The organism is Planotetraspora sp. GP83 (assembly GCF_041262585.1).
Classification (GTDB): domain Bacteria; phylum Actinomycetota; class Actinomycetes; order Streptosporangiales; family Streptosporangiaceae; genus JAOEGB01.
The window spans coordinates 24,169-39,258 of the sequence record NZ_JBGCBZ010000026.1 but is presented as its reverse complement, the minus strand read 5'-3'; the positions used below and the strand labels follow the sequence as shown (position 1 = coordinate 39,258).

The 15,090-nt window shown below is 71.3% G+C and carries 17 protein-coding genes and 1 pseudogene; 15 read left to right on the top strand and 3 right to left on the bottom strand.

Annotated elements, in window-relative coordinates:
* Positions 1-237: 237 nt before the first annotated feature.
* The 3 genes and pseudogenes from ABH927_RS28910 to ligD form a co-directional block, all read left to right on the top strand.
* A pseudogene (locus tag ABH927_RS28910) lies at positions 238-396 on the top strand (aldehyde dehydrogenase family protein); the annotation flags it as partial.
* A 94-nt stretch (positions 397-490) separates the two neighbouring features.
* A complete protein-coding gene (locus ABH927_RS28905; protein WP_370026731.1) occupies positions 491-706 on the top strand; it encodes a hypothetical protein in 216 nt (71 codons plus the stop codon).
* An 18-nt stretch (positions 707-724) separates the two neighbouring features.
* The gene (gene ligD, locus ABH927_RS28900; protein ID WP_370026729.1) at positions 725-1,675 is read left to right on the top strand and encodes a non-homologous end-joining DNA ligase; all 951 of its coding nucleotides are present in this window, start codon (positions 725-727) and stop codon (positions 1,673-1,675) included.
* Positions 1,676-1,681: 6 nt separating this feature from the next.
* Here ligD and ABH927_RS28895 read toward each other — a convergent pair whose 3' ends face one another.
* Positions 1,682-2,710, bottom strand: a complete 1,029-nt coding sequence (locus ABH927_RS28895) for a LacI family DNA-binding transcriptional regulator (protein WP_370026727.1) — start codon at positions 2,708-2,710, stop codon at positions 1,682-1,684.
* Between the two features lie 136 nt (positions 2,711-2,846).
* On the opposite strand from ABH927_RS28895, the gene ABH927_RS28890 reads away from it, so the two are divergent.
* From ABH927_RS28890 to ABH927_RS28875, 4 genes are all read left to right on the top strand, one after another.
* Positions 2,847-3,668: an ABC transporter permease gene (locus ABH927_RS28890; protein ID WP_370026726.1), complete on the top strand. Its 822-nt coding sequence runs from the start codon at positions 2,847-2,849 to the stop codon at positions 3,666-3,668.
* Positions 3,669-3,703: 35 nt separating this feature from the next.
* On the top strand, positions 3,704-4,726 hold the full coding sequence (locus ABH927_RS28885) for an ABC transporter substrate-binding protein (protein WP_370026724.1): 1,023 nt from the start codon (positions 3,704-3,706) through the stop codon (positions 4,724-4,726).
* 2 nt (positions 4,727-4,728) lie between these two features.
* Positions 4,729-5,550, top strand: a complete 822-nt coding sequence (locus ABH927_RS28880; RefSeq protein ID WP_370026722.1) for an ABC transporter ATP-binding protein — start codon at positions 4,729-4,731, stop codon at positions 5,548-5,550.
* Positions 5,551-5,671: 121 nt separating this feature from the next.
* The gene (locus ABH927_RS28875) at positions 5,672-5,812 is read left to right on the top strand and encodes a hypothetical protein (RefSeq protein ID WP_261583541.1); all 141 of its coding nucleotides are present in this window, start codon (positions 5,672-5,674) and stop codon (positions 5,810-5,812) included.
* Between the two features lie 3 nt (positions 5,813-5,815).
* Here ABH927_RS28875 and ABH927_RS28870 read toward each other — a convergent pair whose 3' ends face one another.
* Together ABH927_RS28870 and ABH927_RS28865 are read right to left on the bottom strand one after the other, a co-directional pair.
* On the bottom strand, positions 5,816-6,457 hold the full coding sequence (locus ABH927_RS28870; RefSeq protein WP_370026720.1) for a GNAT family N-acetyltransferase: 642 nt from the start codon (positions 6,455-6,457) through the stop codon (positions 5,816-5,818).
* Between the two features lie 120 nt (positions 6,458-6,577).
* A complete protein-coding gene (locus ABH927_RS28865; protein ID WP_370026718.1) occupies positions 6,578-7,108 on the bottom strand; it encodes a hypothetical protein in 531 nt (176 codons plus the stop codon).
* 151 nt (positions 7,109-7,259) lie between these two features.
* On the opposite strand from ABH927_RS28865, the gene ABH927_RS28860 reads away from it, so the two are divergent.
* The 8 genes from ABH927_RS28860 to ABH927_RS28825 all read left to right on the top strand — a co-directional run bounded on the left by ABH927_RS28860 (position 7,260) and on the right by ABH927_RS28825 (position 15,072).
* The gene (locus ABH927_RS28860; protein WP_370026716.1) at positions 7,260-10,070 is read left to right on the top strand and encodes a BTAD domain-containing putative transcriptional regulator; all 2,811 of its coding nucleotides are present in this window, start codon (positions 7,260-7,262) and stop codon (positions 10,068-10,070) included.
* Between the two features lie 278 nt (positions 10,071-10,348).
* A complete protein-coding gene (locus ABH927_RS28855; protein ID WP_370026714.1) occupies positions 10,349-11,062 on the top strand; it encodes a glycosyltransferase family 2 protein in 714 nt (237 codons plus the stop codon).
* Positions 11,063-11,115: 53 nt separating this feature from the next.
* Positions 11,116-11,589, top strand: coding sequence for a hypothetical protein (locus tag ABH927_RS28850; protein ID WP_407072838.1), 474 nt, complete (start codon positions 11,116-11,118; stop codon positions 11,587-11,589).
* Positions 11,590-11,872: 283 nt separating this feature from the next.
* Positions 11,873-12,265, top strand: coding sequence for a DoxX-like family protein (locus ABH927_RS28845; protein ID WP_370026712.1), 393 nt, complete (start codon positions 11,873-11,875; stop codon positions 12,263-12,265).
* Positions 12,262-13,155, top strand: coding sequence for a DUF3419 domain-containing protein (locus ABH927_RS28840; RefSeq protein ID WP_370026711.1), 894 nt, complete (start codon positions 12,262-12,264; stop codon positions 13,153-13,155). Before ABH927_RS28845 ends, ABH927_RS28840 begins: the two co-directional genes overlap by 4 nt.
* A complete protein-coding gene (locus tag ABH927_RS28835) occupies positions 13,152-13,925 on the top strand; it encodes a DUF2071 domain-containing protein (RefSeq protein WP_370026709.1) in 774 nt (257 codons plus the stop codon). The genes ABH927_RS28840 and ABH927_RS28835 overlap by 4 nt, the downstream gene beginning before the upstream one ends.
* Positions 13,922-14,653, top strand: coding sequence for a class I SAM-dependent methyltransferase (locus ABH927_RS28830; protein WP_370026708.1), 732 nt, complete (start codon positions 13,922-13,924; stop codon positions 14,651-14,653). Before ABH927_RS28835 ends, ABH927_RS28830 begins: the two co-directional genes overlap by 4 nt.
* Positions 14,650-15,072 carry a hypothetical protein gene (locus tag ABH927_RS28825; protein WP_370026706.1) on the top strand — a complete coding sequence of 141 codons (423 nt, stop codon included), beginning with the start codon at positions 14,650-14,652 and terminating at the stop codon, positions 15,070-15,072. Before ABH927_RS28830 ends, ABH927_RS28825 begins: the two co-directional genes overlap by 4 nt.
* The last annotated feature ends 18 nt before the right edge of the window (positions 15,073-15,090 follow it).

Below are 15,090 nucleotides of genomic sequence, written 5' to 3'. Positions count from 1 at the left end.
GCGACCGCCGCGTCCTACGGTCGGGGATGACCCCGCATGCCCGCTGAACGGAAGGTGAGGACGTGAAGTCAACGGCTGCCGCGCCCGCACGATATGACGAGCTGAGCGCGATGCCCATCGGAGGGCGCTGGCGCGCCGGCCACTCGGACCGCACGCTGACCGACCTCGATCCATGGACCGGTGAGGTGATCGCCGAGTTCCGGACGGCCGATGTCTCCGACGTAGTCGAACACGCCGGTGACCGGCGGCCTGCTCCTCGCCAAGATCCTCGAAGAGGCGGGGCTGCCCGACGGCGTGCTCAACGTCGTGGTCGGCCCCGCCGAGGAGATCGGCGACGCGCTGGTCTCGCACCCCGTGCCCCGCATCGTGTCGTTCACGGGCTCCACCGAGACGGGGATCGACATCTCCCGCAAGGCGGGGATCAAGCGGCTGCTGTTCGAGCTGGGCGGCAACGCCCGCCAACGACACGGAATACGGCCTGTCCAGCGCGGTGCACACGCGCGACCGGGAGCGGGGCACGCGCTTCGCCCTCCGACTGCGGGCCGGGATGACGCACGTCAACGACAGCCCGGTGAACGAGGAGGACAACACGGCCTACGGTGGCGGCTGGTCGATCGACCAGTTCACCACCCACCACTGGGTCTCCGTCCAGCACGAGCGCCGCTCCTACCCCCTGGGCAACCGGGGAGTTGACCCCGCGCTCTGACGTGGGCATGGTGGGCTGATGGCCAGCGATGAGGCACGGGACGGGGTTGAGCTCACCAATCTCGACCAGCCGCTGTTCGACGGGGCGGAGGCGACCAAGCGCGATCTGGTCGACTACCTGGACGCCGTTCATGACCGGGTCATCCCGGTGTTGCGGGATCGGCCGCTGTCGGTGGTCCGGGTGCGGCAGGGCCAGGAGCCGTTCATGCAGAAGAACACCCCCAAGTACGCCCCGTCGTGGATCAGGACGGTCCCGCTGTGGGCGGAGACCTCCCGGCGGCAGGTGTCGTACGCCCTGTGCGACGACCGCCGCACCTTGCTGTGGTTCGCCAACCAGCGGGCGGTGGAATATCACCCGACCCTGGTCCGCGCGGGGCAGCGGGACCACCAGACCCATCTGGTGCTCGACCTCGATCCACCGCTCGCGGACGCGTTCCCGCTGGCCGTACGCGCCGCGCTCCTGGTCCGCCAGGCCCTGGCCGACGCGGGCCTGAAGGGGGCGGTCAAGACGAGCGGGGCGAAGGGCCTGCACGTGTTCGTGCCGATCGAGCCGCACGCGGCCATGGCCGACGTGGCCGCGGCCACCCGGGCCGTCGCGGCGCGCGCCGAGCGCCTCGACCCGGTCCTCGCCACCACGGCGTTCATCCGGGAGGACCGCGGCGGCAAGGTGTTCCTCGACTCCACCCGATCCGGCGGGGCGACGGTCGTGGCGGCCTACAGCCCGCGCGTACGGCCGGGCGTGCCGGTGTCGTTCCCCGTGGCCTGGGAGGATCTGGACAGGGTCACCCCGGCCGACTTCACCGTGCACACCGCGGCCGGGCTGCTCGGCGACGGCGATCCCTGGGCCGAGCTCATGCCGGAGCCGCAGCGGCTGCCCGCCGATCTGATCGAGGAGGGCCACACGATCCCGGTCGCCCGCGTGCAGGCCATGCACGAGGGCAAGCGGCGTGCCCGCGCCCGCGGAGCCTGAAGGGACTCACCCCCTACCGGTGCTCGCTCTGATGACGACCTCGCCGGCCACCCGGATGACGCGGTTGCGGGGCCCGCGCCGCTCGGTGAGCGCGAGTCGCATGGCCTCCTCCCCCAGCCGCTCCAGCGGCAACGCGAAGGTGGTCAGCGGCGGCGTCAGGTCCCGCACGATCGGTATGTCGTCGAACCCCGCCACGGAGACGTCGGCCGGGACCCTAAGGCCGCGATCCCGCAGCGCCGCGAGCGCGCCGATCGCCATCACGTCCGTGACGGCGAAGACGCAGCCGGCGCTCAACCCCCGGTCCAGCAGGACGGTCATCGCGGCGTAACCGCCGTCCCGGGTGAACTCGGCCTCCACGATGTCGTCGTCGCTCAGCGGCACACCGGTCTTGACGAGCTCGTCGCGGAAGCCGCCCACACGGTCGGCCACGGTGGTCAGGGCGCGCGGCCCCGCGAGGACGGCGAAGCGGCGATGGCCCAGATCGACCAGCGCGCGGGCGAGCGCGGCGCCGCCCGCCCGGTTCTCCGGCAGCACGCTGTCCACCCGCAGGCTGCGGTGCCGGCTCACGACGGCGACCCGTCCGCCGCCCCTCATGTACGGCTCCAGCTCGGCGGCGAGCGCCCGTTCCCAGGCCGGATCCTCGAAACCGGAGCCGATGAGCAGGATGGCCGGGGCGCGCTGGGCCCGCAGCATCGAGACGTACGCGATCTCGCGATAGGGGTCGCGGAAGGTGCTGGCGAGCGTCACCAGCAGCCCGTTGTCTCCCGCGACCCGCATGACACCGCGCGCGACGGTGGAGAAGTAGGGGTCGCTGACGTCATGGCAGACCACCCCCACGGTGGGCCTGGGCGTGCCGGCGAGGGCCTGGGCGTGCGGGTTGGGCGTGTACGCGAGCTCGCTCGCGGCCCGCCGCACGCGCTCGGTCAGCTCGGGCCTGACCCTCGCCGTGCCGTTCAGCACCCGCGAAGCCGTCGCGAGAGAGACGCCGGCCGCTTTGGCTACGTCCTCCAGCGTCACATGGATCCGATCGCGCATCACTCTCCTGTTTCTTGACTGGCGAACTCACCCATGGTTACGGTAACGGCCAGAAAGCGCTTTCCATAGGGGGGCCATGGTTTCGCGAAGCTCAACCCAGCGACTCCAGCCGCCAGGAGCGCCGCCGGCGAACGGCGTGACCGCCCGGAACCGGCCCGGTCCGGCGGAGCGCCTGGCCGCCGCCACCGCGCGGACCTGGCGCCCGATCGTCGTGCTGGCGGCGCTTTTCGTGATCTGGTGGGCCGTGACCGCCGCGGGACTCATCAAGCCCTATCTGGTGCCCTCACCGGCGCGGACCCTCGACGCGGTCCTCAGCCAGCCGGCGTACTTCGCGCACAACACCTGGATCACGACCTACGAGACGGTGCTGGGTTTCGCGATCGCCATCGTGGTGGGGGTGCTCGCCGCGGTCGTCATGGTCTACTCCCCCACGGTCGAGAAGAGCCTGTACCCGCTGCTGCTGTTCGCCCAGGTCATCCCGAAGATCGCCATCGCGCCGCTGTTCGTGGTGTGGCTCGGGTTCGGCCTGTCGCCGAAGATCGTCGTCGCGGTCCTGATGGCCTTCTTCCCCATCGTGATCTCCGCGGTCACCGGCCTGAAGACGATCGACCCCGAGATGCTTCAACTGTCGTCCACGATGGGGGCGGGCACGGGCCAGACGTTCTGGAAGATCCGGTTTCCGGCCTCCCTGCCCCACCTGTTCTCGGGGCTCAAGGTCGCCGCGACCATGGCCGTCACCGGCGCGGTGGTCGGCGAGTTCGTCGGCGCCAACGAAGGCCTCGGCTACGTGATCCTGCAGGCCAACGGAAACCTCGACACCCCGGTGCTCTTCGCCGGGCTGCTCATCATGTCCCTGCTCGGCGTGGTGCTGTTCGCGCTCGTCGAGTTGCTCGAGAACTTCGTCCTCCCCTGGCATGCCAGCCGCCGCCGCACCGACATCGCCACGACTTCCCTCTAGGAGGAGACCCGATGAGACCCCCGATGAGACCCCCGATGAGACTTCGCGTGCTTGTCGCCGGACTCGTGCCGGCGGTCTTGCTCACGGTCGCCGGCTGCGGCTCCCAGGCGACGGAGAAGACCAAGGACGCCCAGGGCCGGGAGCTCGACAAGGTCACGCTCACGCTCAACTGGTACCCGTACGGCGAGCACGCGCCGTTCTACTACGGCAAGAAGCAGGGGATCTTCGCCAGGCGCGGCATCGACCTGACCATCCGGCCGGGGCAGGGCTCGCAGAAGACGATCCAGGCGACCGCCTCCGGGCAGACCGACTTCGGCTGGGCGGACACGCCGGCCCTCCTCGCGGGGGTGTCCCAGGGACTGGAGGTCAAGAGCCTCGGCGTCTTCCTGCAGACCACGCCCTCGTCGGTGCAGTTCTTCGACGACAAGAACATCAAGTCTCCCGCCGACCTCAAGGGCAAGTCGATCGCCTCTACCGCCGGAGACGCGCTGAGCAAGACCTTCCCGGCCTTCCTGAAGGCCAACGGGCTGGGCCCCGGCGATGTCACGCTGCAGAACACCGACCCGGCGGGCAAGATGGCGGCGGTCATCTCCGGCAAGACCGACGCGCTGCTCGGCTTCGCCACCGACCAGGGCCCCACGATGCAGGAGAAGTCCGGGAAGCACGTCTCCTACCTGCGCTTCGCCGACTACGGGCTCAGCTTCTACAGCAACGGCCTGCTGACCTCGACCGGCACCGTCGCGGACAAGAAGGACCTGGTCAAGCGGATGGTCGAGGCCACCAGCGAGTCCTGGGCCGCGGCGGAGAAGGATCCCGGCGCAGCGGTGGGCGCGATGGCCGGCGCCTCCCAGCAGCTTCCCTCGGAGAAGGTCCTCACCGAGCAGTTCGGCGCCACGCTGAAGCTCCTCCACACCGACGCCACGAAGAACCGGCCCCCGGGCGTGAACAGCGAGGCGGACTGGGCCAAGACCATCGCCACCTTCGCCCAGGCGGGCGTGATCACCAAGGTCGAGCCTCCCGCGACGTACTGGGACGCGAGCTTCGCCCCGAAAGGATGACGATGCAGACGGGCAACGGCATCGCCCGGCCGTACGACCCTGAGGTCACGACCGGCGCCGCGGTGGAGATCGAGGACGTCGAGGTCCGGTTCCGCACCAAGAAGAAGGACGTCACGGCCCTGCGGGAGGTCTCCCTGCGGGTCGGGCCCGGCGAGTTCGCGGCGATCGTGGGCGCCTCCGGATGCGGCAAGTCGACGCTGCTCAAGCTGGTGTCCGGCCTGCTGAGCCCGTCCTCGGGCCGGGTCCGGCTGCATGGAGAGGACGTCCGGGGGCCGCGGCGCGACATCGGGTACGTCTTCCAGCGGGCCGCCCTCCTGGAGTGGCGGACCGCCCGGCGGAACATCCTGCTCCAGGCGGAGATGCGCCGGATGCCGAAGGAGCGGGCGCGTGAACGGGCCGACGAGCTGATGGCCATGACCGGCCTGACCGGCTTCGAGGACGCCTATCCGCATGAGCTGTCCGGCGGGATGCAGCAGCGGGTGGCGCTGTGCCGGGCGCTGCTGCATCAGCCGCCGGTGCTGCTGATGGACGAGCCCTTCGGGGCGCTGGACGCGCTCACCCGCGAGCAGATGAACGTCGAGCTGCGCCGGATCTGGCGCGAGACCGGCACCACCGTGCTGCTGGTCACCCACTCCATCGCCGAAGCGGTCTACCTCGCCGACCGGGTGATCGTCATGACCCCGCGCCCCGGCACCGTCGCCGAGATCATCCCGGTGGCGCTGCCCGTCGAGCGGAAGTACGGCGAGACCATGGCCGAGCCGGAGTTCGCCAGGGCGACGGGCAGGATCCGCGATCTCCTCGGAGCGGCGCCGGCCGCCGAGTGACCCCCCGCCTGAGCTGGCATTACCCGCCGGTCGTCACGTATCCTCCTCAGAAGCGCAGCGACTCTTCCCGCGGCTGGTCAAACGCGTCGCGTATCTGTGTTCCCGACGGAAGTCGATTCCCATGAGTCAGCATGTTCACGTCCGCCTCAGTCACGGCCTGGCCATAACCGAAGAGGGCGACCTGGTCGAGAAGACCGGCTGCCAGTGCGGTGCCACCTGGACCGACACCTACCGCGTCGAGGACGGGCAGCCCGAGCCGTAACCCCTACCCGAGCCCCTGCACGCCGAACTGGTCGCGGCAGGCGTCCAGGCCGCGGATTTCCACCGGCACCGGGCACGTGAACTGATCACTCTCCAGGCGGAGCCGCTGGTCGATGCGCCGCCTCCCCTGAACCACCTGGATCTTCACGCCGTCGTGCCGGTAGCCGAGCTTGCGGGAGACCGCCAGCGAGGCCGGATTGTCCACGAAAGCCGACGAGACGGCCGTCTCCGCCCCCAGGCCCTCGAACGCGAAACGCAGGACGGCGGCGCGCATCTCGGTGCCGATGCCCTTGCCGTGCCAGGCGCGCCCCAGCCAGGAGCCCGTCCTGACCTCCCGGGTGATAGCGAGGTGCGACGCACTGATCGCCTGCGAGCCGATGACCCGGCCCTCGAAGACGACCATGAAGTTGGCGGTCCAGTCCTCGGGCCGCCAGGCCCCCAGCACCCCGAGATGATGCCGGATCAGCGCCCGCGGCAGCTCGTCGGCGGCCACGTCGGTCCACGGGTAGAGGAAGGGCATGAAGCCGGGCTCGTGCACGCCCTCCAGCGCGCGGTCCGCCAGCTCGTCCAGATCCTCCAGCGAGGGCAGCCGGAGCTCCAGGCGAGGCGTCGTCAGGCGGAGGCTCAGCAATGGACAGTGACGCATAGAAGGTGATTGTCCCGTACGGCTCGGCGGCAGGGCATCTGGTTTATCTCTGACTGTCGAAACCATGAAATGCCGCAAAGCCGCCAGAGACCGGCGTTGATTCCCCCCGAATGCTCCCGGTCATGTCGAGTGCTCTTTATGCCCCCCGTTGTGGTCTTCCGGGTCCGCGGCGACGGACATGGAGCCGAGCAGGCGCTGGGCGGCCTTCTTGAGCGCGGCGGCCACGGAGCCGGCGCGGACCCGTTCGAACAGCGGCGTCTGGGCGTCTTCGGCGACCGCCCGAAGCCTGGCCTCCTCCTCCTGGAAGAGGTCGTGGAACGCGGCGACCGGGCCGTCGGCCAGGCGGCTCCGGGCATCGCTGTGGCGCTGCGACACGCGGCCAGGCGTCACGCCGAGGATGCGGGCGATCTGCTTGTTGTCGACCTCGCGGGTGCGGCGGGAGCCGCTGAGGATCCGCGCGATCTCCAGGTCCTCGAGGTGGGTCAGGAAGTTGATCTCGCCCTGTTTGGCGCGTTTGACCGCGGCGACGAGCCGGAGAAGGGCGACGGGGTCGCCGGTGTGGCGATCAGAGGCGATCTCGGTGAGGAACTCGAGCAGGAGACCGACATGGGCGTCGCTGGTGTCCACCTTCCGGGGACGACCGACTGGCATTGGTGCCTTTCTCTTCCGTTTCACGTGCGGACGGAGAACGGTACAGAGAGAAGGTCAGCAAGAGGTTTCCACCCGGTTATCGGCCGTTGATCACCGGCGGGCTCACCCGGGGTAGCATCCCCACGGGGGGCTGGACAATAGATAGGGACACGTGCGTTTCGCGATTCTGGGGCAGGTGGAGGTCACGGCCTCCGATGGCCGCCCTATACACCTTCCCCCCATCCAGCGGCGGGTGCTGTGCGCCCTGCTAATCGCGGGCGAGGCCGGCATGTCCGCTGAGGCGTTGACGAGGGCCTTGTGGGGCGACGACGACGTCCGCGCCCACGAGGGGCCCTTGAAGTCGATCCTGTCGCAGCTCCGCCGCGCGCTGCCGGGCCGGATCCCGCTGGGCTCGTCCGGCAGGTACCGGGTCGTGCCGAAGCCGGGCGACCGGCTTGACCTGGAGGAGTTCCGGGAATTCGCCGCCCGTGGCACGCGGGCGGGCGACCATGCCGCCGCGGCGAAGGTCCTGGGGGAGGCGATGCGACTGTGGGGCGTCCCCCCGCTCCCGGAGCTGCCGGACGACGACGCGCCTCTGAGAGAGGCCCGCGACGCCCTGCTGAGCGAGCGGCGGGCCGCGCTCCTCCCCCTGTGGGAAAGCCGCCTGCACCTGGGTGAGCACCACGCGGTGCTGAGGGAGGTGCGGGACGAGCTCGCCGGCGACCCCCTGTCGGAGGCGCTGCACCGGCTCGTGATGCTCGCGCTGTACCGGTCCGGGCAGCGGGTGCGGGCGCTCAAGCACTACGCGTCCGTCGCCGCGATGCTCAGGGCGGAGACCGGGGCCGGCCCCGGCTCGGAGCTGCGGAGCCTGCGCGACGAGATCGGCGCGGACCACGATCCCTCCGGCCGAGCGCCGGCTACGTCGCCGGGGATCGTGCCCGCCCAGCTGCCCCCGGACGTCGTGGACTGGACGGGCCGCGCCGACGAGGTCGCCGCGATGGTCGAGTGGCTCACGCCGTACCCGGACAGGACCGGTGTGCCGGTCGTGGCGGTCAGCGGGCCGGGCGGTGTCGGGAAGTCCGCGCTGGCCGTGCACGTCGGCCACCTGGTCCGCGAGCACTTCCCCGACGGGCAGCTGTACGCGAACCTCCATGGGATGTCGCCCCGGCCGCAAGAGGTCGCCGGCGTCCTCGGCGAGATGCTGACCTCGCTCGGCGTCCACCCGAGGGACCAGCCCCGCACTGTCGGGGAGCGGACCTCGCTGCTGCGATCCCTGCTGGCCGGGCGCAGGGTCCTGGTGCTCCTCGACGACGTCGCGGGCGCCGGCCAGATCCCCCCGCTGGTGCCGGGCACCGCGGGCTGCGCCGTGATCGCCACCTCGCGGGCGCACCTGGCGGAGGGCGCGATGCGGCGGATCCGGCTCGACCCGCTGCCGCCGGAGGAGTCGATGGCGCTGCTGGGCGAGATCATCGGCCGCCGGCGGGTGATCGCCGAGCCTGAGGCGGCGGCCAAGGTCGTGCGGGCGTGCGGCGGGTTCCCGCTGGCGGTCCGCCTCCATGGGGCCCGGTTGTCGGGGCAGCCGCATTGGAGCCTGGCGCATTTCGCCGATCTGCTCGGGGACGGCCATGAGACCCGCACGGGTGACGAGCGCGCGCTCAGCGAGAACATCGCCGACGGGAGCTACGAGGCGCTGCGCCCGGACGCGCGCCGCGGCTTCCGCGTCCTGTCCCTGGCCGGACGCGCCGACTTCCCCGCGTGGGTGGCGGCGATGCTGCTCGGCCGGCAGGACGCCGACGACCTGCTGGAGATCCTCACGGCGCACAGCCTCATCGCCCCCGCCGGGGTGGACGCCTTCGGGCAACCCCGGCACATCCAGCACGACCTGCTGAGGGACTACGCCTCCACCCGGCTCGCCGGGAACCTGGGCGAGCGCGACGCGGCGAAGGGCCGGCTCCTCCGCGGATGGTTGGAGCTGGCCGACCTGGCGGACTCCCATCTCCACCACGACCCGCACCACCCGCCGCCACGGCGCCTCGGCGCGCACCGGGACGCGCCGGCGAAGGCCCGGCGCCTGGTCGAGGGGGACCCGCGCGGCTGGTTCGCCGCGGAGATCGACAACCTGCTGGACGTGATCCAGCTGGCCTGCGCCGAGGGCGACGTCCAGATGGCGGCCAGGATCGCGCTGGCGGTCAACACCCACCTCTTCTGGGTGCGCCGGGACTACGACGCTGAGGACATGTGGCAGTCGATCATGCGGGCGGCGGGCAATGACACGGAGCCGGCCGCCGAGGCGCGTCTCCGGATCGCCACGCTGATCAACCGCCGCCCGGGCGGAGCGCGGCGTGCCGTACCGATGCTCGACGCGTGCGTCCAGGCGTCCGGAGATGCGCGTGCGGCCAGGTCGCTGGCGGCCCGTGCGTTCGCCGCGTGGACGTGGGCGGCCGAGCCGGACATGGACCCCCGGCAGCGGGACGAGCTCCTGAGCCGGGGCACCGCCGACGCGGAACGCGGCCTCGCCGTGGCGCGGGCCGCGGGCGACCGGCATTCGGAGATGGCGTGCCTGCGCGCCGCCGGCGTCATCATGGCGAGCCGCGGCGACCACGGCGGGATCCGCCTGTGCGAGGCCGCGCTGGGGATCGCCCGGAGCGTCGCCGAGGAGACGGGCGAGCGGGCCTATGAGGCCTACACGCTCCGTCTGCTCGTCATGGCGCGGCTGTCGCTAGGGCACTACGAGGAAGCGCTGACGTCGCTCACCCAGAGCCACGACCTGATCGAGATGTTCGACCATCGGGCCGGTGAGGCGGCGTGGGCCGAGATGAAGGCCGACGCGCTGACGGGGCTCGGCCGCCACCGGGAGGCGGCCGACATGTACGCCGCCGCGGCCCGCCTGTACGAGGGAGACGCGGCGCCACACCACGGGCGGCGCTGCCAGGAAAAGCACGCCGCCGCCATCGACCAGGCCAAGCCCGTCAGGTCCCGATGACACCCCTTATACAGCTTTAGGCGACTAACGATTAAGCGGTAGGAATGCCCGATGTTTAGCACGTTCCTTTGGTAACTTCTCCCCCGCACGGCACTTAGCGCCATAAACTACTCAAATCACCTATAAGGGGAACAAATGCACGGGGGCACCACTGGCATCGCAATGCTGCCTCCAACCGGCTCGTCCGCACTTCTCGGACTGGTCTTGACCGGCATCGCGGTGACCGTGGTGGCGGCGCTGCTCTGCTACAGGTTCGCGACCCGCCGCAGAAGGTCGCGGTGAGACGGCGTAAGGAAAACGAGAAACTGCGGATCGTCGCGGCGGGCGTCCTCGTGCTGGCCGCCACAATCGTGTGGATCGTCGTTTTCCGTACCTTTATCTCGAACCCGGGACACTGGGAATCGGCGGGCATCTACCTGCTCACCACCGGCGTCCTCATCGCGATTCTGGGCTCGACCGTCTACCCCCGCAGGTTCACTCACCTGCCGCCCGCCAAGGGCCGGGTGGTGGCGATCGTCCCGGCTTACAACGAGAACACCGAGGCGCTCAACTCGACGGTCGCCGCGCTGCTCAACTCCTCCCGGCCACCGGACGAGATTCACGTCGTCGATGACGGCTCGAGCAACCCGGCGGTGCGGTTCGCGCACCCGTTCGTGCATTGGCATCGCCGGGACAACGGCGGCAAGAGGGAGGCGCAGGCGTTCGTCCTGCGGGAGTTGCGCTGGGCACGCGACAACGGCCGGGGCCGCGCCGACTTCATCCTCACCGTGGACAGCGACAGCGTGGTGGATCGGCGCGCGATCCGGCATCTGCTGCGGGCGATGTCCGACCCCCGGGTGCAGGCGGCCACCGGGCTGCCGATGCTCCGCAACCGGACCAAGAACCTTCTCACCAGGCTGCTGGACCTGGAGATGGTCTCGGCGCGCTCACTCTCTACCGGGCCGATCTCGTCCTGGACAACCTGGACGACTACCTCAACTCCGGCACCGTAGGCGACGACCGGCGGCTCACCCACTACGCCCTGCAGCGCGGCCAGACGGTGGCCGTGGACGAGGCCTGGGTGTTCACCGACATGCCGGAGACCATCCGGACGACCTACCGCCAGCGGACCAGGTGGTACCGCTCCTACTGGATCTACGCTCTGTGGGAGGTTTCCAACCTGCGGCCCCTTCCGACGGCCTGGCGGATCTACGCCATGGCGATGAGCGCGCTCAACCCCGTGGCCCTGCTCTGGATGTGCGTCGGCGCCCCGATCATGGGCAAGCCGTTCCCCTGGCAGGGCGCGCTGTACTGGCTCGGGCTGACCTACATCATCGGCTCCCGGTACGCCATCCGGCGGCCCCAGGTGAGCTGGGGCTCTCGGATGGCGACCTGGATGATCGGCACGCCGTTCCTCCTGCTCCTGCAGTACGGCGTGATCCGCCCGGCCATGTGGCACGCCGCCCTCACGGCCAGGCGCACCGGCTGGGTGACGCGAGGCCCGGGCGTGGAGGAATCGGCCTTGTCCATGGTCGCCTGACGGCCGGAGATTCCGTCGTCGAGCCAGATCTTCTTGATCCCCTGAGCGAGCGCCGGCTGGGCCTGGGCCGTGCGGGCCGACGCTCGCGAGCCAGCGCATAGGTCCGTAGACCTCCCCGTGAACAGGGGTGATGCCGTTCACGGGGACGGGCATCGCTCCCGTCACGACCGCAGGACTGCCCAAACCGCGACATGTCGTCAAAACGACAACCTCGCTTGACAACCATGGCGTCGCTAACCATACGATTTAATCGATCGATTAAACCGATCGGTGAAGGGATCCCATGGCACGGTCCTGGCTTGTCGCGGCCCCGGTCGCGTTGTTGTGGCTCTATGAGGGCCTGTGGTGCAAGGTCTTTCCCGGCAGGGAGGACCAGCGCGCGATCGTGGCGGAGGTCCCGTTCCTTCCCGCAGGCGCGGTGACCCCGCTCCTGGTCGCGATCGGGCTCGCCGAGGCCGGCATCGGCGTGTGGGCGCTGAGCGGGTGGCGCCCGCACATGGCCGCGGTCGTCCAGACGGCCGTGGTCGCGACCGTCAACCTCGGCGGCCTGCTCTGGGGGTCGGACCACATCTCCGAACCGGCTCGGCTGGTCATCCAGGACATCGCGTTCATCGCGCTCGTCTGGATGGTCGCGGCCCAGCGGAGGCGACCCCTCCATCAGCAGGAGGCGCGGTGAGCGGCAATCCGTGGGCCCAGGGGCGCATCCTGGCAGGCGGCGCACGCCCGCGGGTGCTGTTCGGCCGCATGTACGAAGACCCCGGCGTCGAGCTCTCGGTGTTCCCGCCGCCGGGTGCCCGAGTCCTGTGCGTCGCCTCGGCCGGGGACACCGCCGCCGCCCTCGCCGGGGCGGGCTACGAGGTCACGGCGGTGGACGTCAACCCGGTCCAGCTCGAATACGCGCGTGGCCGCCTTGAGCGGGGCGCGCCCGCCGTGGACGGCACGGCCGAGCGGATGCTGGCGACGGGCCGTGCGGCGGCGGCCGCCCTGCTTCCCGCGTGGCGCCGCCCGTCACTGGAGCGGTTCCTCCGGCTCGACGATCCGGCCGAGCAGGCCCGGCGGTGGCGGACGAGGCTCGACGGCCCCGGCCTGCGGCTGCTGATGGGCGCGGCGCTCCGGCCCGCCGGGGCGATGGCCGCCGCGCTGCGGCCCGCCTTCCGTGGCGCGGTGCCGGCCGGGTTCGACCTGGTGCTCCGCCGCCGCATCGCGCGCGGCGTGAGCCGCCATCCCAACGCGCGCAATCCGTGGGCGTGGCGGCTGCTGCTCGGCGACGAGATCCTCCCGGCCGCGAAGCTCGCCGGGCCTCCGGTGGAGCTGGTGGCCGCCGACGTGGCCGGCCATCTCGAACGCGTGGCGCCCGGCGCGTACGACGCGGTGACCCTGTCCAACGTCCTCGACGGCCCGGGCCCGGCCTTCGCGCGGCGCCTGCGGGCCGCCGTCCGGCATGCCGTACGTCCGGGCGGGGTGGCGGTGCTGCGCAGCTTCCGGGAGCCGGCCGCCTCCGGGCCCGGCCGGGCCGCCGACGACCGGTCGATGCTGTGGGGCGTCGTGCGGGTGATCGGGCTGTGAGAGACCTGCTGCGGCGCCATCCGCTGCCGATCCGGACCCGGTTCGCGCACTCGCTCGTGCTCACCTACGCGCTTCCGCCTGAGGTGCTCGCCCCCTTGGTGCCGCCTGGACTGGCGCTGGACGCGTACACGGACCGGTCGGGGGTCGAGCACGGGTTCGTCGCCGTCGGACTGGTGGACGCCCGCCGGCTGCGGCCCGCCTTCCTTCCCTTCGGCGGCGACTACCTGCTGACCGGCTACCGGATCTTCACCCGGTTCCGCACGCCTGGCGGCCGGACCATGCGCGGCCTGCGCATCCTGCGGAGCGACACGGGCAGCCGCCTGATGGTCATGGGCGGAAACCTGCTCACCCGCTACACCTACCGGCTCGCCCGGATAGTCAGCCGGGCCGAGGACGGCACCCTGGAGTTCGAGGTGGTCAGCCGTGACGGCCGGGCGGACCTGCGGGTCCGGGCCGACCTGGCCGGGGCGCCGGCACCGCTGCCCGAGGGCAGCCCGTTCGCCTGCGCGCGGGACGCCCGGCGCTTCGCCGGGCCCCTGCCGTACACCTTCGAGCACGAGCCGCGGACCGGCGCGATCGTGGTGGTCAAGGCGTTCCGCACGCGCTGGGAGCCCGAGCCGGTCGCGGTCGAGGTCGGCGGGCTCACCTTCTTCGACCACGGACCGTTCGCCGAGAGCGCGCCGGTCCTCGCCAACGCCTTCCATGTCGCGGATGTCGAGTACGGCTGGCATCGCGGCATCCGCCGCAACCCTGACGGAGGAGAGCTGTGACGCACAGACCATCCGGCGCCCGGGAGGTCGTCGTCTACAACTGGCCGCTCTACGCGGCCGGCGCGGCCTGCGCCGTGGCGGGGGCCGCCTCAGCACGTCGGCTGCAGGGCGTCTTGCGAGCAGCGGCACGCGGGGGCGCGCTGCTCGCGGCGGGCTGGCTGCTCAGCAGCGTCGCCGCGAGCTGGTGGGTCTACGACCGGTCCGAGCTGCACGCTTACACCTGGCTGCCCGATCTGCTGCCGGACGGGCTGGGGGACCACCTCGTCGTCTCCGGAGGACTCGACGAGGCCAGCCGGCCGCTTTCCACCCAGGGGAGCCAGACCATCGCTGACCTATGCCTCACCACCACGGGCTCGCTCCGGCGTGCCCGCGACCGGGTTCCGCCGTCGCCGCGGGCGGTGGCCGCCCGCCCCGATTGCCTGCCGGTGGAGTCCGCGTCGCAGGACACGGTGTTCCTGGTCTTCGCCGCGCACGAGCTGCGCCGGCCGCGTGACCGGGAGAACCTGTTCGCCGAATGCGCCAGGGCGCTCCGGCCGGGCGGCGCGCTGATCCTGGTCGAGCATGTGCGGGATGCCGCCAACGCGGCCGTCTACGGCCCCGGCTCCTTCCACTTCTTCCCGCGCGCGGAGTGGCTGCGGGTGGCGGGCCGCGCCGGGCTGCGGCCTTCGGCCGAGCGGCGGATCGGCACGTTCGTCACCGCGTTCGCGTTCCTGCGGGACCCGGCATGACCGGCCTCCTGGAGCTGGAGACACAGTTGCGCCTCGTCGGCGTCGCGCTGGTCGGCATGGGCGCGTTCCACGCGGTGCTCCCCCGCCTGATCGGCTGGCCCGCCGACCTCGCCCCCACCAGCCTGCTGACCCGCCAGGTCGCCTACGCCCACACCTTCTTCATCGGCCTGACCTGTGTCTTCCTTGGGCTGCCGCCGCTGCTGCTGGCGCCCGACCTCCTGGGGGGATCCACGCTGGGAACCGCGCTGCTGGCGGGGCAGACGGCCTTCTGGGCGACCCGCCTGGTCTTCGAGCTCGCCGTGTTCTCTCCCCGCATCTGGCGGGGCGACCGCTTCCGGACGGCAAGCCACATCGCGTTGTCGGTCCTCTGGACCTGGGTTACGGCGATCTTCGCCACAGCCCTGCTACAGGCGCTATGATGCCCGGAAATGAAGTGC